The sequence below is a fragment of the Streptomyces sp. NPDC093089 genome (genome assembly GCF_044754405.1).
GTDB lineage: Bacteria > Actinomycetota > Actinomycetes > Streptomycetales > Streptomycetaceae > Streptomyces.
Map to the genome: position 1 here is coordinate 406,682 of NZ_JBIVPA010000003.1, position 16,376 is coordinate 423,057.

At 73.7% G+C, this 16,376-nt stretch carries 14 protein-coding genes and 1 pseudogene; 6 read left to right on the forward strand and 9 right to left on the reverse strand.

Annotated features, from left to right (window positions below; genetic code table 11):
- Positions 1-219: 219 nt before the first annotated feature.
- A pseudogene (locus ACIQFX_RS08720) lies at positions 220-774 on the forward strand (IclR family transcriptional regulator); the annotation flags it as partial.
- A gap of 228 nt (positions 775-1,002) precedes the next feature.
- On the opposite strand, the gene ACIQFX_RS08725 reads toward ACIQFX_RS08720, so the two are convergent.
- Positions 1,003-1,581 (reverse strand): GNAT family N-acetyltransferase, encoded by a 579-nt coding sequence (locus ACIQFX_RS08725; RefSeq protein ID WP_402460205.1) that lies wholly within the window; start codon positions 1,579-1,581, stop codon positions 1,003-1,005.
- A gap of 253 nt (positions 1,582-1,834) precedes the next feature.
- Here ACIQFX_RS08725 and ACIQFX_RS08730 point away from each other — a divergent pair, with 253 nt between their 5' ends.
- Positions 1,835-3,376 carry a calcium-binding protein gene (locus ACIQFX_RS08730; protein WP_402460207.1) on the forward strand — a complete coding sequence of 514 codons (1,542 nt, stop codon included), beginning with the start codon at positions 1,835-1,837 and terminating at the stop codon, positions 3,374-3,376.
- A 119-nt stretch (positions 3,377-3,495) separates the two neighbouring features.
- Here ACIQFX_RS08730 and sigJ read toward each other — a convergent pair whose 3' ends face one another.
- Positions 3,496-4,455, reverse strand: coding sequence for an RNA polymerase sigma factor SigJ (gene sigJ, locus ACIQFX_RS08735; RefSeq protein WP_402460209.1), 960 nt, complete (start codon positions 4,453-4,455; stop codon positions 3,496-3,498).
- 170 nt (positions 4,456-4,625) lie between these two features.
- On the opposite strand from sigJ, the gene ACIQFX_RS08740 reads away from it, so the two are divergent.
- Positions 4,626-5,030 (forward strand): hypothetical protein, encoded by a 405-nt coding sequence (locus tag ACIQFX_RS08740; RefSeq protein WP_402460211.1) that lies wholly within the window; start codon positions 4,626-4,628, stop codon positions 5,028-5,030.
- A gap of 409 nt (positions 5,031-5,439) precedes the next feature.
- Positions 5,440-5,655 carry a hypothetical protein gene (locus ACIQFX_RS08745; RefSeq protein WP_402460213.1) on the forward strand — a complete coding sequence of 72 codons (216 nt, stop codon included), beginning with the start codon at positions 5,440-5,442 and terminating at the stop codon, positions 5,653-5,655.
- A gap of 117 nt (positions 5,656-5,772) precedes the next feature.
- Here the strand turns inward: ACIQFX_RS08745 and ACIQFX_RS08750 are convergent, their stop codons facing one another.
- The 7 genes from ACIQFX_RS08750 to ACIQFX_RS08780 form a co-directional block, all read right to left on the reverse strand.
- The gene (locus ACIQFX_RS08750; protein WP_402460216.1) at positions 5,773-7,842 is read right to left on the reverse strand and encodes a HelD family protein; all 2,070 of its coding nucleotides are present in this window, start codon (positions 7,840-7,842) and stop codon (positions 5,773-5,775) included.
- 61 nt (positions 7,843-7,903) lie between these two features.
- The gene (locus ACIQFX_RS08755; protein ID WP_402460217.1) at positions 7,904-8,521 is read right to left on the reverse strand and encodes a TetR/AcrR family transcriptional regulator; all 618 of its coding nucleotides are present in this window, start codon (positions 8,519-8,521) and stop codon (positions 7,904-7,906) included.
- A 136-nt stretch (positions 8,522-8,657) separates the two neighbouring features.
- Positions 8,658-10,088, reverse strand: a complete 1,431-nt coding sequence (locus tag ACIQFX_RS08760; protein ID WP_402460219.1) for a cellulose binding domain-containing protein — start codon at positions 10,086-10,088, stop codon at positions 8,658-8,660.
- Positions 10,085-11,605 (reverse strand): beta-N-acetylhexosaminidase, encoded by a 1,521-nt coding sequence (locus ACIQFX_RS08765; protein WP_402460221.1) that lies wholly within the window; start codon positions 11,603-11,605, stop codon positions 10,085-10,087. The genes ACIQFX_RS08760 and ACIQFX_RS08765 overlap by 4 nt, the downstream gene beginning before the upstream one ends.
- A 9-nt stretch (positions 11,606-11,614) precedes the next feature.
- Positions 11,615-12,448: a carbohydrate ABC transporter permease gene (locus tag ACIQFX_RS08770; protein ID WP_402460223.1), complete on the reverse strand. Its 834-nt coding sequence runs from the start codon at positions 12,446-12,448 to the stop codon at positions 11,615-11,617.
- Positions 12,445-13,344 carry a carbohydrate ABC transporter permease gene (locus ACIQFX_RS08775; protein ID WP_402460225.1) on the reverse strand — a complete coding sequence of 300 codons (900 nt, stop codon included), beginning with the start codon at positions 13,342-13,344 and terminating at the stop codon, positions 12,445-12,447. The genes ACIQFX_RS08770 and ACIQFX_RS08775 overlap by 4 nt, the downstream gene beginning before the upstream one ends.
- A complete protein-coding gene (locus ACIQFX_RS08780) occupies positions 13,341-14,624 on the reverse strand; it encodes an extracellular solute-binding protein (protein ID WP_402460227.1) in 1,284 nt (427 codons plus the stop codon). The genes ACIQFX_RS08775 and ACIQFX_RS08780 overlap by 4 nt, the downstream gene beginning before the upstream one ends.
- Positions 14,625-14,798: 174 nt before the next feature.
- Here ACIQFX_RS08780 and ACIQFX_RS08785 point away from each other — a divergent pair, with 174 nt between their 5' ends.
- Complete coding sequence (locus ACIQFX_RS08785; protein ID WP_402460229.1) at positions 14,799-15,566, forward strand: GntR family transcriptional regulator; 768 nt, start codon at positions 14,799-14,801, stop codon at positions 15,564-15,566.
- A gap of 35 nt (positions 15,567-15,601) precedes the next feature.
- The gene (locus tag ACIQFX_RS08790; RefSeq protein ID WP_402460231.1) at positions 15,602-16,366 is read left to right on the forward strand and encodes a GntR family transcriptional regulator; all 765 of its coding nucleotides are present in this window, start codon (positions 15,602-15,604) and stop codon (positions 16,364-16,366) included.
- The last annotated feature ends 10 nt before the right edge of the window (positions 16,367-16,376 follow it).

A 16,376-nucleotide genomic window follows, 5' to 3' on the forward strand; every position in this document is an offset into this window, starting at 1 on the left:
AGGGTGTCGGCATGGTGGGCCATGCGGGGGAGACCACACGAAGGACGTACGGATCCGGGGGGGAACGTACGGCCGGGTCGCCCCCCCCGCACCGCACCCGACAACGAACCACGGGCCTCTCCGACGCACACGGCCAGGAGAGGCCTCCCCAGGGGGAACCCCGCCACGACGCCACCCAGCCCAGCAGGCCCCACGCTCATCGGATCCGTCCGGCGGGCCATGCGCCTGCTCGAAGCCGTCGCCGAGGACCCCGCGCGCTCCACCGCCAAACACCTCGCCCGGCGCACCGACATCCCCATCGGCACCACCTACCACCTGCTCCGCACCCTCACCCACGACGGCTACCTGCAGCGCGACGGCGGCCGCTACCTCATCACCGCCGCCACGGCCCGCCTCGGCGGAGCCGTACCGGAACAGGCCAACGCCCGCGACCTGCAGAGCCGGCTCGACGCGCTGCGCGACCAGACCGGAGCCGCCATCTACTACGCCTGGTACGACGAGGGCGAGGTCAGGATGGTCGGCCGGTCCTCCGGGCCCGGAACACCCGCCGCGGAGCAATGGGCGGACTTCCGGCGCACCGCCCACGCCCACGCGATCGGCCAGTGCCTGCTCTCCCGACTCGCCCCCGACGCCCGCCGCGACCACCTGGCCCGCCACCCCGTCGAACCCCTCACCCCGTACACCGTCCCCGACGCCGACGTGCTGCTCCACAAGCTCTCCCGGCTCCGCAGGGGACACGCGGTCCAGGAACGCGAGGAGTACGCCCCCGGCAGCGTCTGCGCCGCCCTCCCCATCACCGTCCCCGCCGCCCTGGCCCTCTCCCTGCCCGTGGTCCGCGCCGACCTGCTCGACCCGCTCTCCCACCACCTGCGCCGCCGGCTGGAGACCGCCTTCATGCGACCTGGAGGTCCGAGGGCGCGCGTGACTCCGGGACGGGCCCGCCGGCGAATCGCCGCAGATCCGCCGGGGAGGCCGTGCAGCCGGGCCGTGCGGTACGGGCGGTCAGCGCCCCCGGCGGAGGTCCAGCATGCAGAAGACCTTGTCGTAGCGGCGTTCCCCGACGGCGACGAAGTCGGGGAGGCGGCCGTACTCGCCGAACCCCAGCGACCGGTACAGAGCGAGGGCACGGGTGTTGTCGCCGCGGGCGTCCAGGGTGAGGACCTCGATTCCGGCCCGCTCGGCGTCGCCGATCAGGGCCGCGGTGAGGGCCCGGCCGATCCCCTGCCCGTGGGCGGCGCCGTCCACCGCGACCTTCTCCAGGTCGGCGTGCGGGCGGTGGGTCGGCCGCGCGTAGCGCAGCCAGTACCCGAGCCCGACCAGCCGGCCGTCGACGTACGCGGCCCGCAGGCTCGCGTCACCGGCGCGCACCGCAGCGACCACGCCGTCGAGGAGCCGCGCCACCTCGTCCGCCGTCGGCGGCTCGACCCAGCCGAGCGCGGCACCCCCGCGCACCAGGTCGGCCAGGATCCCGTGGGCCGACCCGGCGAACCGCGCCCGGAGCCCCGGATCGGACGCCACCTGCCCGGCGTCGAGGACCAGTGGCTCGCGCCGGGTCGCGTCGCTGGTCGTGGTCTCGCGCATGACGGGCAGCGTATCCAGGGCCTCAGGCCGCCTACGGAGCGGACCCCGAGGCGGACCCGGGACGGAGCCGCGCCCGCGGGACGCCGTGCACGCGGGACGCCGTGCACGCAAGGCGCCGTGCGCGCTCGCTCACGGGAGTGGTTCCCGGGGGCCAGCGGGCGCAGTACGGCCCGGTCCGGGCGGGAGCCGGGGGAGTGCCGCGAGGAAGCTGTGCGCTGCCCGTACACCAGCGAAGACGGAGGTTCCCGCTCCCATGACCCATGTACACCTCAGACCGGCGGGACGGCACCGCGGAGCAGGCGGGAGGGCCGGGGCGCTCGCCGCGTGCGGCCTGGCGCTCGCACTCGCGCTGCCCGGCACCGCGCTGGCCGCACCCGGAGACCTGGACCCGGCGTTCGGGACCGGCGGCCGGGTGACCACGCCCCTCCCCGGGTACGCGGAGGGGCACGACCTCGCGCGGCAGGCCGACGGGAAGCTCGTCATGGCCGGGCTGAGCAGCGACGGCGGCTTCGCGCTGGCCCGCTACCTGCCCGGCGGCGGCCTCGACACCGGCTTCGGCGGCGACGGCGTGGTGACCAGCGACTTCGGCGGCGGCGCCCACACGGCCAACGCGGTGGCGATCCAGCCGTCGGACGGCAAGATCGTCGTGGCGGGCACCACCGAGGTGGTCGCGGAGGAGGGCGGCGGCTGCTGCTTCTTCTCCGTGGCCCGCTACAACGCCAACGGCACCCCCGACGCCGGCTTCGGCACCGGCGGGCGCACCTCCGTCGCCTTCCCCGGCGACGGCGGGACCGCCTACGGCATGGCACTCCAGACCAACGGCGAGATCGTCCTCGCAGGCCGGGCCGACGACCCCGCGAGCGCCGAGGCGAACGACTTCGGCCTCGCCCGCTTCCACGCCGACGGCAGCGTCGACACCGGCTTCGGCGGCGACGGGTTCGCCGTCACCGGCTTCGGCGACTTCGACGAGGCCCGCGCCGTCCTCGTCCAGCCCGACGGGAAGATCGTCGCGGGCGGCCACGGGGCGGGCTTCGCCTTCTCGCTCGCCCGCTACCAGGGCGGCGACGGCACACCGCCGCCCGCTCCCCGGGCCGACCTCGTGGTGACCCAGGCCCCCACGGCCCCCGTCAGCATCGGCGACCGGACCACCTACACGGTGACCGTCGCCAACTCCGCGGCCTCCACCGCCACCGCGACCGGCGTCACCCTCTCCGACACGCTCTCCGGCGCCGGCGTCACCCTCACCTCGGCCACCTCGTCGCAGGGCGGCTGCACGACCACGGCGACGACGGCCACCTGCGCCCTCGGCTCCCTGGCCCCCGGCGCGAGCGCCGCGGTCACGCTGACGGCCGAGCCCCGCTCCACCGGCACGATCACCCACACGGCGACCGCGTCCGGGTCGCCGCAGGACCCGGCGGCCGGCAACAACATGGCCGTCGCGACCACCCCGGTCAACAACGCCCGCGGTTGCACGATCATCGGCACCAGCAATGCCGACACCCTCACCGGCGGCTACGCCAACGACGTGATCTGCGCCCTCGGCGGCAACGACACCGTCCGCGCCGGCTACGGCAACGACACCGTCCACGGCGGCTTCGGCAACGACAGCACCGACGGCGGCTTCGGCGACGACACCCTGAACGGCGGCCCGGGCAACGACACCCTGACCGGCTACTACGGCAACGACCGCCTCACCACCACCGACGGCGTCCAGGGCAACGACACCGCCAACGGCGGCCTCGGCACGGACACCTGCACCACCGACGCGGGCGACACCCGCATCAGCTGCCCCTGACCCGTCCCCGTCCTCTCTCCACCCTCGTCCCCGCCCCCGCCCCGCTCACGAGAGCCGTCGCCGTACCCACGGCGACGGCTCTCGCCCCGTCCGTCCCACCCGGGGCTCCTCCGTACGCCCTACCCCTCCGTACCGGACACCCCGCCCGGCTCCGTCCAGGGGCGGAGCTTCTCCGGGTTGCGGACCGCCCAGATGCGCGTGACGCGTCCGCCGTCGAAGTCGAACGCGGCGACCGTCACGGTCGTGCCGGAGTGCTGAGCGACCAGCCCCGGACGGCCGTTGACCGTGCGCTCCAGGAGCGCCAGCCCCGGGGCCTTGTCGGAGATGTGGATCAGGTACTGGGCGATGAGGTCACCGCCCTCGACCGGGCGAAGGACGGTGCCGACCAGGCCCCCGCCGTCCGAGGTCATCGTGGCGGCGGGATCGAGGAGGCCGACGAGGGCCTTGATGTCCTTCGCCTCCCACGCCTCCTTGAAGTCCCGCACCAGAGCGGCCTGCCCCGCCGCGGGTGCCGCCGCGGCCTTCGCGTCGCGGACCCGCCGCCGCCCCGAGGTCGCCAGCTGCCGGCAGGCCGCGGGGGTGCGGCCGACGATGCCGGCGACCTCGGGGAAGGGGTAGCGGAAGACGTCGTGCAGGATGAACGCCACGCGCTCGGCCGGGGTCATCGACTCCAGGACGACGAGGAAGGCCATGTTCACCGACTCGTCCAGGGTGACCCGGTCGGCCGGGTCGGCCCCGCCGTCCGCGGACCGTCCGCTGAACCACTCCGTGCGGTCGGGCAGCGGTTCCGGCAGCCACGCCCCGACGTAGCGTTCGCGCCGGGCCCGCGCCGAGCCGAGCACGTCCAGGCAGATGCGCCCCGCCACCGTCGTCAGCCAGGCGCCGGGCGACTCGATCGCCTCCTGCTGGCGCCTCGTCATCGCGTACCAGCGGGTGTACGTCTCCTGCACGGCGTCCTCGGCCTCGGCGAGGGAACCGAGCAGCCGGTAGGCGAGATTGGTGAGGTGGCCCCGCTCGTCGACGACGTCGCCCGGATCGGGCCCGCGACGGTCCTGCGCCTGCCCGGCTGTGGTGCTCATGCTCGCGACCGCTCCCTCGTTCTTCTCGCCCGCCCGACCTCCGGCACGACGAAATGATCATCTCACCCATGGACGTGACCGGCGTCTCACTCACACTTCGCGCCCCTGCGTCGTCGAACCATCGAGAACGTACCGACCCACCGCCGCGAGGCAGAAGAGGGGACCGCACCATGGCCACCAACACCACGGCAGCACAGCGCAGTCACACGTTCCTGCGGGTCTCGATCGCCCTGCAGACCCTGACCCTGTTCCTCCAGGCGGTCTCCGCGGGCCTGCTGCTCTCCACGTCGTACGGCGAGCTGCTCCACGGCGTCGGCGCCCGCGTCATGTACGGCGCGACCATGCTGTACGTCGTCGCCGCGATCCTCGCCTGGCGCCCCGGCGGCGGTTCGCCCCGCGCCATCCTCCACTCCTCCGGTTTCCTCGTCCTCGCCTCGGCGCAGGTCGTGTCGGGCATCGCCCGCGTGCCCTCCGTCCACGTCCCCCTCGGCGTCCTCATGTTCGGCCTCAGCCTCCTCGCACTCGGCCGCACCGTGACCACCGGCACGACGTCCCGCGCCGCCGCCCGCCCCTAGGCCCTGTCCGACCTGTCGACCGGGCCGGTCTGATCCGTGAGTACGGGGCCGCCCGGCACGGCCCGCTCCGGTATCCGCGTTCGTCCACCGCCCGGAGGGGCCTCGCGGGTCTCGGCCACGGCCCCGACGCGACCGTCGTACCCGTCATCGGCCCCGACCGCCTCGAACTCGCCGCGCGCATCCTCGCGCGGGAGGGACCGGAGTTCACGGGCGCTCCCGTGCGACTGCTCTCCGGGACCCCGGGGAACCGTGCCCGCTGTGGGCTGGGTCCGGTTTTCGCCCTCTGGGGCGCGAACAGGACTGCGTACCTCGGGACGGCACTTCCGGCGTCCTCGCGCCGGCCGACTGCTTCGCGGCGGTCCGCGACCTTCCGGGAGTCGCCGTCGGCCACGAAGGACACGCCATCACCGTGCTGCGCGAACGTAGCCACGAGATCGGCAGCCCGCGCTTCCGGATCTCGGCGGAGAAGGACGGCCCCCGACTGCACGTGGAACTGCGCTTCTCTCCCCTGCTGCGGCCGGAGGAGACGCTCAGGGTCGTGGAGAGGGTCGCCGCACGACTGCCGGAGCGCGTCCAGGTGGTTCCGTACGCTCCCGGTGCGCTGCTCGACACGCTGACCGTCTGATTTCACGACGGCTCCCTCACACGTCGTCGTCAGCACCCTCATCCGGCGCGCTCATGATCGACAGGACACCCCCTCGCCGCTGCCCGCGGAAGCCGCGGGCCTGCGGCCGGGGCGCCCTCACGCCGGTGCGAGAGCGGCCGGCAGGGGTTTGGCGTGGACGACGTGGAGCTCCGACACCGCCCGGGTGAGGACGACGTAGAGACGGTTCAGGCCCCGGGGTTCGGCCTCCACGATGTCCGCGGGCTCGACGACGATCACGTGGTCGTACTCGAGTCCCTTCGCCGCCGTCGCCGGGACCAGGCTGACGCGCTCTCCGAGGACCTCCGGCCCCGCCGTCCGGACACCGGCCGCGTCCAGTGCGTCCCGCAGCGCGTCCGTGGCGGAGTCGGCGGCGATGACGCCGACGGAACCCGCCCCTTCCCGTGCGCGGGTCACGGCCTCGACCACCGCCGCGGCCGTGTCACGCGTGGCCTCGATCGTCGCGCTGCCGTCGAGGCGCAGGGAGCGGGCCGGCGGCACGTCGACGTCGAGGTGGGGCAGGAGCCGGTTGGCGAGTTCGGCGACCGCGCGCGGAACGCGGAAGCCCGTGGTGAGCGGGGCGACGACGGTGCCGGGCTTGGCCAGGTGGGCGAGGAGCCGAGGCCAGTCGCGGGCGGCCCAGGGGGCCGTGCCCTGGGCGAGGTCGCCGAGGACGGTGAGCGACGCGAAGGCCGACCGGCGTGCGATGGCGCGGCACTGCATCGGCGACAGGTCCTGCGCCTCGTCGACGACCACGTGCCCGTAACTCCCCGGGCGTTCGATCAGGCCGGCGAGCTCGTCGAGCAGGACCAGGTCGGCCGCGGACCAGCGGGCCGCCCCGGTGGAGCGCGACGGGCCCGACCGGAGCAGCGCCCGCTGCTCGGACGCGTCGAGGACGCCCTCGGCCGCGGCGGCGAGCGCGTCCGGCTGCGTCAGCACCTCCGTGAGGACCCGTTCGGGTCGGACGGCGGGCCACACGGCGTCGAGCAGGGCGGTGACCGGTCTCGCCCGTGACGTCCTCCGGATCCAGCCGGGCGTGCGGGGGCCCGCACGGCGCTCCGCCCGCGCCCGCACGGCGGCGACGACGCGGTCGCGGACCCGCTCGCGCCCCACCGCGTAGGCGAGGTCCTCCGCGCGCACGTCGGCGACGATCCCCTCCAGCTCGTCCGCGGGCACCCGCCACCGGTACGAGCCGTCCGGGACCACCAGCGGCGTCGCCGCCCCGGCGCGGACGTGCGCGTACAGCGCGCGGTGGAGGACCTCCGCCATGCGCGCGTCGTGCTTGACCGCCGCGGTCTCCGCCCCGTCCTCGGCGCCGACCGGATGGCGGGCGATCTCGTCGTCCAGGGTGGACTGCCTGACCCCCGTCTCGCCGAGCGCGGGCAGGACTTCGGAGATGTAGGACAGGAACGCCCGGTGGGGGCCGAGGATCAGCATGCCGCCCCGCCGGACGCGCTGCGGATGGGTGTAGAGCAGATACGCGGCGCGGTGCAGTCCGACGGCGGTCTTCCCCGTGCCCGGGGCGCCCTGGACGCAGAGGGAGGCGGCGAAGTCCTCGCGGACGAGGTCGTCCTGTTCGGGCTGGATGGTCGCGGCGATGTCCCGCATGGGACCGGTGCGGGGGCGCTCGATCTCGGCCGTGACGATGTCGCTCGGCCGCGATCCGTCGGCGCCCGGACGGCCCTTGACGAGGTGCTCGTCCTCCAGGCCGGTCAGGTCGGCCGAGTCGCCGCGGCCCGTCGCCGACCACCCGAACCGGCGGCGGACGGCGACGCCCCTCGGGTCGCGGGTGCCGGCCTGGTAGAAGGCGCGTGCCACCGGTGCGCGCCAGTCGACCACGAGGGGTGGTGCCGAGGGCTCGCGGGCGATGCGCATGCGTCCGAGGTGGTAGGTCTGCCCGGCGTGGTCGCCCGCGGCCGGGTCGGCGCGGGCGAAGTAGAGGCGTCCGAAGAACAGCTGGCCCGGGGGCAGTTCGCGCAGTTCCCTCGCCTGGCCGCGCAGCTGCCGGCCGAGCACCTCGGCGTCGGCGCCGGACGCGGAGGCGTGCTCACCGACGGTGACCTGCTCCCGAGCGCCGTCGATCATGGCGGTCAGGGCGGCCCGGCAGGCGTCGTGGTGGGCGCGTTCCCGGCTGAGGGCGTCACGGAGCGAGGAATCGGAGTGCGGCATGCGGCCACAGTAATGCAACCAGAAAAAATATGTAACTGAGTAACGATTTTGCGAGGGCGGGTCAGACCAGGACGGTCACTCCGGTGCCGAGCTGACCGAACGCCGCCGAGGCCACGGCGACCGCCTCGGGATAGAGCGCGTCCGCGCTGTCGCCCGTCGTGATCCGCGTCCAGTTCTCCCGCGCGAGGACCCGCTGGACGGCGACGACCTGACCCGCGGCCAGCCGTGCCGGGGTGCCGCCGCCGAGAGCCTCGGCCAGGATCGCCTCGTTCCGCTCGACGTACGCGTGCAGGCGCGCGACCACCGACGGCGTCGCGTACACCAGCCGGTGGAACGCCAGGACCTCGTCGTCGTCGTTCAGTCCCGTCACCGGATCGCGCCGGGCCAGCCCGTCCAGGAAGTGGTTCCGCAGGGCCTCCAGCGGCGAGGTCCCGTCGGGCCGCTCCGCCACGACCCTCCCCGCCTCGCCCTCGTGGTCCGCCAGCCGGTGCAGGACCAGGTCCTCCTTGGTCGGGAAGTACCGGAACAGCGTCGGCTTCGAGACGTCGACCGCCGCCGCCACGTCGGCGACCGTCACCTCCTCGAACCCCCGTTCCACGAACATCCCGATCGCCGTGTCCGACAACCGCGCGTACATCTGCCGCTTCTTGCGCTCCCGCAACCCGCCCGTCTCGCCCATGGCGAGCACCCTACGGCGTGCCGTTCGGCAGGAGCGCAACACGTCCGTGACGGGTCCGCGAGGAAGCCCGGCCAGGGGCGGGAACCCGGCGGGGGCGGGTGGGGCCCGGTCCCGTGCGGGACCGGGCCCCCGGGGGTCACGGTGCGGCGGGGACGGTGTCCTCGAAGGCGGTGCCGGCCGAGCGGTAGGCGGCTACCTCGGCGGCCACCTGGGCCGGGGTGAGGACCCGGTCCTTGACGTGGAGGACGTAGTCGACCTTCTGGTCGTAGGCGCGCGGGGTGGTCGACGTCTGCCCGGCGAGGTCGATCAGCCACTGGTTGAAGTTGATGGACATGGGGCGTTCGGGGAGGTAGCGGGCGTCGTGCCGGCCGAACTCCTGGCCGTCGACGTAGTAGACGATCGCGTTGTCGTCGATGGTGAGGACGAGGTCGTGCCAGCCGGCATAGCTGGTGCGCGACTCGGAGTGCTGGTTGACGGCCTCCCAGGGGTCGGGGCGGTAGGTCTCCCAGGAGGTGGTGTAGAGGATGTTCGCGGGCTCGCCCCAGCCGCCGTTCGGCAGGTACTCGAAGTCGTACTCGGCGTAGTCGTCGGCCATGGGGGCCTTGAGGTCGTTGATGGTGAAGAAGGTCTGGACGACGCGGTCGCCGTCGGGCCCGGACAGCGGTGCGTCGGAGAAGCGGACGCGCGCCGCGTAGGTGCCGTTCCTGAACTTCGTGGCGCGGGTGAGGATCTCGGTGTGCCGGGTGGACTCGCCGGTCCCGGCGGTGGAGGTCCGGAGGTTCATGATCGAGTTCGTGCCCTCCTTCGCGAAGGTGACGTTCTCCGGGGCCCAGGTGGCGCCCGGCACGCCGGGGCCGCCCGCGTTGGAACGCACGCTCCAGCCGTGGGCGTTGACGGCCGGGTCGGTGTGCCCCGTGTAGTCGAAGTCGTCGAAGAGCGCGGCGCCCGCGGGCGGCGGAGTGGTCGGGTCGGTCGGCGTGGGCGTCGGCGTGGGGCCGTCGCCGGTGGGGGAGGTGCCCCAGACCGGGACGCCGGCCACGGTGGCGGTGACCTTGGACCAGGCGGTGTACGAGGTCTGGGCCGGGCCGAAGGAGTAGTCGTCGTTCTGGTTCAGCGGCTGCCAGTCGGAGCGGTGGAAGCGCAGCTGCATGTCGCCGGTGTCCGCGCCCGGGGCGAGGGTGCCGGCGCCGGCGGTGAAGCCGACCTCGAGGTAGCGGTCGGCGGTCGCGGTGGGGTGCGCGAGGGTGCCGAAGGTGCCGGTCAGGTTCGCGCAGCCCTTCACGGCCCAGGAGCAGGCGTAGGTGTACGAGGCCCCCGCGTCGGCCTTGAAGTAGTAGCGGACCTTGACCTGGTTCAGCGGGAGGCCGGAGGAGCCGGTGTTGACGACCTTCAGCCAGGGCTCGACCTGGTCGCTTCCGGTGGCGCTCTGCCGGTACTGGACGGTGACGGCCTCGCCGGCCGCGGCCGCCGGAAGCGCGGTGAGTGCGGTGGCGCCGAGCCCGGTCACCGCGGCGACGGCGAGCGCGGCACGGATCCGCGGCTTCCTGTTCCTCGACGGGTCGCTCATGACAAGTCCTCCTTGAGTGGGGTCCGGCCGGCGGCCGGGGTCGTGGGGGAAAGACGGCGCGGCACCCCGAGGGCGTCGAGCCGGGTCCGGTGGTGGCGCAGGCGCTCCCGGAAGCCGGGCCAGTCGTGGCGGCCGGTCCAGACGACCTCGGCGAGCGCGCAGAGCCGGGGGAAGGTGAGGTATTCGGCGTGCGCGGCGGTCGGCACGTACTCGGTCCACAGCTGGGCCTGGGAGCCGAGGACCCGGGCCGCCTCCTCGGGGCTCCAGTCGGCGGGCGCCGGGTCGTTGCCGTGGACGGCCCGCAGGTCGACGACCTCGCCGGCCTGGCCGGGCGGTTCCGCCGGGCCCGCGGACTGGGGGTAGTCGAGGTACGTGGTGCGGTGGGGTGCCATGACGACCTCGTGGCCGCGGCGGACGGCGGTGCGTCCGTGGTCGGCGTCGCGCCACGGCATGACGGTGAAGTACGGCGGGAGGTCGGCGCCGTTCTCGGTCCAGCTGAGCGGCCGGCGGCCGGCGTCGAGGAGGTGGCGTCCGACCCGCTCCATGAACCAGCCGTGCAGGGCGTCGGGCCCCGCCAGCCCCTCGGCGGCGGCCCTGCGGCGCGCGTCCGGGGAGGCGTGCCACTCGGTGGTGGGGCACTCCTCGCCGCCGATGTGGACGTACGGGGAGGGGAAGACGTCCATCACCTCGTCGAGGACGGTGCGGCAGAAGTCGAGGGCCTCGTCGTGGACGCCGAGGATGGTGTCGCAGACGCCCCACCGGTCCCACACCTCGTAGGTGCGGCCGGGGTGGTTGCCGAGTGCGGGGTACGCGGCGAGGGCGGCCCGGACGTGACCGGGCATCTCGATCTCGGGCACGACGGTGACGCCGCGCTCCGCCGCGTACGCGACCAGGCCGGCGAGTTCGGCACGCGTGTAGGCACCGCCGTGCGGCAGGCCGCCGACCTCGGTGAGCCGGGGGAGGGCGGGGACCGGCATGCGCCAGCCCTGGTCGTCGGTGAGGTGGAGGTGGAGGACGTTGAGTTTGTGGAGGGCGAGGAGGTCGACGTACCGCCGGAGGTAGGAGACGGGCCGGAAGCGGCGGGCGACGTCGAGCATGGAGCCGCGCCAGGGGAAGCGGGGGACGTCGGTGATCTGCGCGCAGGGGATCGACCAGGCGACGCCGGGCACCGGGTCCGTGAGGAGGGCTTCGACGGGCAGGAGCTGGCGGAGGGTCTGGACGCCGGCCAGGAGGCCCCGGGGGTCGGCGGCCCGCAGCAGCACCCCCTCGGTGCCGACGGTCAGCCCGTACCCCTCGTCGCCGAGGCCGGTCAGGGCGCGGTCGAGGGCCAGGACGACGGAGCCGTCGGGGCGCGCGGGCAGGGTCAGGCCGGTCGCCGGTGCGAGCAGGGCGCGCAGCAGGTCGGCCGCGCCCTCGGCGCCGGGGGTGACCTTGAGCGTGGTCGCGGCGTCGAAGGTGAACAGGCCGGCGAGGACCGAGAGGTGGGTGGGTTCGGGAACGAGTCGGGGCAGGGGCATCGCGGTGCGTTATCCCTTCACGGCTCCGCCGGTCATCCCGGCGGCGACCCGGCCCTGCAGGACCAGGAAGAGGACGAGGACGGGCAGGGCGAAGAGCGTGGAGGCGGCCATGGTGGCGCCCCAGTCGGTGCCGAAGACGTTGGAGAAGGACGAGAGCCAGACGGGCAGGGTGCGGTCGTCCTGGTTCTTGATGATCAGCATGTTGGCGAAGGCGAACTCGTTCCAGGCGGTGATGAAGCCGAAGAGCGAGGTGGCCAGGAGTCCCGGGGCGAGCAGGGGCAGGGTCACCCGGCGGAACGCGCCGGCGCGGGTGCAGCCGTCGACCTGGGCGGCCTCTTCGAGCTCCGCCGGGACCCCGGCGAGGAACGAGCGGAGGGTGACGACGGTGAACGGCAGGGTGATCATGAAGTAGATCAGGCTGAGGGTCGCGAGCCGGTCGAGCAGGTCGGCGTCCCGGGCGATCACGTACATCGGGATCAGCAGCGCTTCCCAGGGCGCCACCTGCGCGAGGAAGACCATCAGCAGGAAGCCGCGCCGGCCGCGCCAGCGCAGCCGCGCCACGGCGAACGCGGCGGCCAGCGCCACGACCAGGGCGAGCAGGACGCACCCGGCGGTGACGAGCAGGCTGTTGCGCCAGAAGGTCCAGAAGCCGTCCGCGGCGACGGCGTGCCGGAAGTGCTCCAGGGTCACGGCGCCGGGCAGGAACCGCGGGGTCTCGGACTGGATGTCGCGGGTGGGCCGGAAGGCGGTGAGGACCATCCAGTACACCGGGAAGACGGCGAGGACGAAGACGAGCGTCGCCGCGGTGTTCAGGGGGAGTCGGCGCAGGGCGCGCGGGGTCACCGTTCGGCCTCCTGTCGGAGCAGCTGGCGGAAGTAGGCGATGAGCACGGCGACGAGGAGGAGCACGGTGAGGGTGGAGACGGCCGCGCCCAGGTCGTACCGGTGCAGGGACTGGGCGACCCGGTAGGCGTAGACGGGCAGGGTGGTGGTCGCCTCGCCGGGGCCGCCCCTGGTGACGGCCCAGATCTGGGCGAAGCAGCGGAAGACCCAGATGACTTCGAGGCACAGGACGAGTCCGAAGATCGGCCTCAGCAGGGGCAGGGTGACCGACCGGAAGATCCGCCGGCCGTCGGCCCCGTCGAGCCGGGCCGACTCGTACAGCTCGGCCGGGACGGTGAGCAGGGCCGAGTGGAGGGTGATCGCGGCGAACGGCACCGACTGCCAGACCACCAGCAGGACCAGGACGGTGAACGCGGCGGGCCCGTCGGCCAGCCAGGAGTAGCCCTCGAAGGACTCGAACCCGAGGTGGACGAGCACCCAGTTGACCACGCCGAGGCGCGAGGCGAAGAGCCACTGGAAGACCGTCGTGGTGGCGATCACCGGGCTCGCCCAGGCGAGGACGAGGCCGCTCGTCACCAGGATCCGCATCCGCCGGCCGAGCCGCTGCATCATCAGCGCGACCAGCGTGCCGATCACCATGATCAGCATGACGTTCACCAGCGTCCACCAGAGGGTGCGCCGGACGACCTCCCAGAACTCGGGGTCGGCCAGGACGGTCCGGTAGTTGCGGAACCCCACGAAGTCAGCGCCACCGCGGATGAGCTCGCCCATGCCGTACTCCTGGAAGGAGATCAGCAGGTTGCGGGCCAGCGGGTACCCGAGGAGGAGGGCGCCGCCGAGGACGGTGGGGGCGATCAGGAGATAGGGCCGGAGGTCCGGCCCGTGGGGTCGCCTCACGAGCCGAGGGTCCGGGTGATGCTCGCGGACGCGGTCGCCGCCGCCCGTGCCGGATCGGTGCCGGTGAGCACGGCGGTCATGTACTGCTTGATGGGGTTGGTGGCCTCGACGGCGGCCCACTGCGGGGAGTTCGGCGTCGCCCGGCCCTGCGCGGCGCCGGCGGCCATGGCGGCGGTGCCCTCGTCGTCCTGGATGACGTGCGCGAGGGAGGTGCGGTTGGGGACGTAGCTCATCGTCTTCGCCATGTCCGTCTGCCACTTCTCGCCTGCCAGCGCCTTGACCACCTGGTAGGCGGCGTCGGGGTGCCGGGACGCCTCGGGGACGATGAGGTCGGAGCCGCCGGTGAAGACCGCTCCGGGCTTCTCCGCCGTTCTGCCGGGTACGGGGAAGAAGCCCAGCTTCCCCTTGAGCGCGGGGTTGATCTCCTCGACGATCTTCGCGCCGCCGGGTACGGCGACGATCTGGGCGACGTCCCCCTTCGCGAAGACCTCGGCCTGCGGCGGCTTGGCCTCGTCGGAGTCCTTGGGGCCCTTGCCGAGGGCCTGGAGCCGCCGGTAGAAGTCCATTCCGGCGAGGGCCTGGGGGGTGTCGAGCGAGCCCTTCCAGGCGGCGCCTTCCCGGACGGCGAGGTCGCCGCCGGCCTCCCAGACGAAGCCGGACAGGGTGTACCAGTTCTGCCCGGGGAGGTAGATCCCCTGCGTGGCGCCCTTGTTGAGCTTCGCCGTGACGGCCAGCCACTCGTCCTGCGTCTTCGGCGGCGCGGTGATGCCGGCCCGGGCGAAGAGGTCCTTGTGGTAGATGACGACGCGGTTGGCCGCGTACCAGGGGATGCCGTACTGCCTGCCGTCCACCTTGCCGGGGCCGGCGAGTCCGGGGAGCCAGTCGGCGCCGTTCAACTCGCCGGTCCTGTCGCCGAGATCGCGCACGCCGCCGCTCGCCGCGTACTGCGCGACCTGGGTGTTGCCGACCTCGATGACGTCCGGGGCGTCCTTGCTGGCGAGGGCGGCGGTGACCTTCTCGCCGATGCCGTCCCACTCCTGGATCTGGATGTCGAGGTCGATGTCCGCGTGCTCGGCCTCGAAGCCGGCTCTGAAGCGGGTGAGGAACGCGTCGGTGACGCTGTCCTTCATGATCCAGACGGTGACCTTCTCCGGTCCGCCGGAGGCGGCCGGGTCCTCCGGGGCGCTGCAGGCCGTGGCGGCCAGGGCGACGGCCGCGACGAGGGCGAGGGGGCCGGCCACGGGGCCGGAGCGGAGGCCTGCGGGGGGACGGATCTTCACGGGCACCTCGATGGATGGTTGACCAATTGGTCAAGTGGTCAGGTGTGTGACCAGAAGGTGGCATGGACCAGTGGAGCCGTCAATCCCCTGAAAAACATGTGCTGTTCACCCGGTGACAGGTCGACTCGTTCGGCTACCATCGGCCTTACCAGTTGACCAGTCAGGGAGAGTGGCATGAAGGACGGCTCCTCCAGCGGGGTGCTGAAGCGGGAGCGGGTACGGGAGCACCTGCTGGGCCTGATAGAAGGCCTCGGCCCCGGCGACGCCATCCCCTCCGAGCGCACTCTCTGCGCCACCCTGGGCGTCTCGCGCCCCACGCTGCGCGCCGCCGTCGACGAACTCGTCGCCACCGGCCTGCTGGTGCGCGAGCACGGCCGGGGCATGTTCGTCGCCCCCGCGAAGATCACCCAGCAACTCGCCCCGAGCGACACGGCCTTCGCCGTCCCCCGGGCCTCCGGCGACTGGTCGAGCACCGTCCTGGAGGCCGCCACCGTCCGGGCCGGCGCCCGCATCGGACGCAGGCTCCGCCTCTCGCCCGCCGCCGAACTGCTCTACGTCGCCCGGCTCCGCCTCGTCGACGGCGCCCCCATGGCCATCGAACACCTGCACATCCCGGCCGACCTCGTCGGCGCCGCGCTGAGCCCGGAGGAACTGGAGGCGGGCGACCTCTACGACCACCTGCGGGAACACCACCGCGTCCACGTCCAGGAGGCCACCCAGTCGATCGAACCCACCGTCGTCAGCGAGGACGAGGCCGCGCTCCTGGACGTCCCCGTCCTCTCGCCCGCGCTCCTGATCGAACGCCTCACCCTGGACACCGCCGGCCGGCCCGTCGAGTACGTCCACTCGGTCTACCGGGGCGACCGCTACCGGATCGTCTCCCGCCTCGACTTCACCCGCGACGGCCTCGTCACCTCCTCGACCGAGGGAGATGCATACTGACCTGCGGCGGGAGCGCGCATCGGGGAGGGCACGGGATGGAACTGAAGCGGGAGCGGGTACGGGAGCATCTGCTGGCCGTGATCGACGGCCGCCGCCCCGGCGACGCCATCCCCTCCGAGCGCACCCTCTGCGCCACCCTGGGCGTCTCGCGCCCCACGCTGCGCGCCGCCGTCGACGAACTCGTCGCCACCGGCCTGCTCGTGCGCGAGCACGGCCGGGGCATGTTCGTCGCCCCCGACAAGATCACCCAGGAACTGGTCGCCGACGACCACGCGGCGAGCGCTCCCCGCAGCCCCGGCAGCTGGACGAGCACCGTGCTCGAACTCCGCACCGTACGGGCCGGCGCGCGCATCGGCCGCAGACTCGCGCTCTCCCCGGCGGCGGAACTGGTGCACGTCACCCGCCTCCGGTACGTCGACGGCGCACCGATCGCCCTGGAACAGCTGCACGTCCCGGCCGACCTGGTCCCCGGCCTCACCATCGCCGACATGGAGGGCGGGTTCTACGCCCATCTGCGCGAGCGGCGCGGCATCCGGACCGCCCACGCCGTCCAGTCCATCGAGCCGACCGTCCTGAGCGAGGAGGAGGCGGCCCTCCTGGACGTGCCCGTCCTCTCGCCCGCGCTGCTCTTCGACCGCGTCACCTCCGACACGGCGGGCAGACCGGTCGAGTACGTGCGGTCGCTCTACCGCGGCGACCGCTACCGCGTCGTCACCCGGCTCGCCCTCGGCGACACCGCCCCCGACCACCCGGCGGCCGACGCCGCACGGGGCGGCGCGTGGTGGGGGACGGTGGAGTGACCGGGGCGGG

What these genes read in the sequence shown, in the direction of transcription:
- ACIQFX_RS08725 (WP_402460205.1), bottom strand. Translation starts at nt 1,581, where the DNA reads ATGCGCGAGACCACGACCAGCGACGCGACCCGGCGCGAGCCACTGGTC.
- ACIQFX_RS08730 (WP_402460207.1), top strand. Translation starts at nt 1,835, where the DNA reads ATGACCCATGTACACCTCAGACCGGCGGGACGGCACCGCGGAGCAGGC.
- sigJ (WP_402460209.1), bottom strand. Translation starts at nt 4,455, where the DNA reads ATGAGCACCACAGCCGGGCAGGCGCAGGACCGTCGCGGGCCCGATCCG.
- ACIQFX_RS08740 (WP_402460211.1), top strand. Translation starts at nt 4,626, where the DNA reads ATGGCCACCAACACCACGGCAGCACAGCGCAGTCACACGTTCCTGCGG.
- ACIQFX_RS08750 (WP_402460216.1), bottom strand. Translation starts at nt 7,842, where the DNA reads ATGCCGCACTCCGATTCCTCGCTCCGTGACGCCCTCAGCCGGGAACGC.
- ACIQFX_RS08755 (WP_402460217.1), bottom strand. Translation starts at nt 8,521, where the DNA reads ATGGGCGAGACGGGCGGGTTGCGGGAGCGCAAGAAGCGGCAGATGTAC.
- ACIQFX_RS08760 (WP_402460219.1), bottom strand. Translation starts at nt 10,088, where the DNA reads ATGAGCGACCCGTCGAGGAACAGGAAGCCGCGGATCCGTGCCGCGCTC.
- ACIQFX_RS08765 (WP_402460221.1), bottom strand. Translation starts at nt 11,605, where the DNA reads ATGCCCCTGCCCCGACTCGTTCCCGAACCCACCCACCTCTCGGTCCTC.
- ACIQFX_RS08785 (WP_402460229.1), top strand. Translation starts at nt 14,799, where the DNA reads ATGAAGGACGGCTCCTCCAGCGGGGTGCTGAAGCGGGAGCGGGTACGG.
- ACIQFX_RS08790 (WP_402460231.1), top strand. Translation starts at nt 15,602, where the DNA reads ATGGAACTGAAGCGGGAGCGGGTACGGGAGCATCTGCTGGCCGTGATC.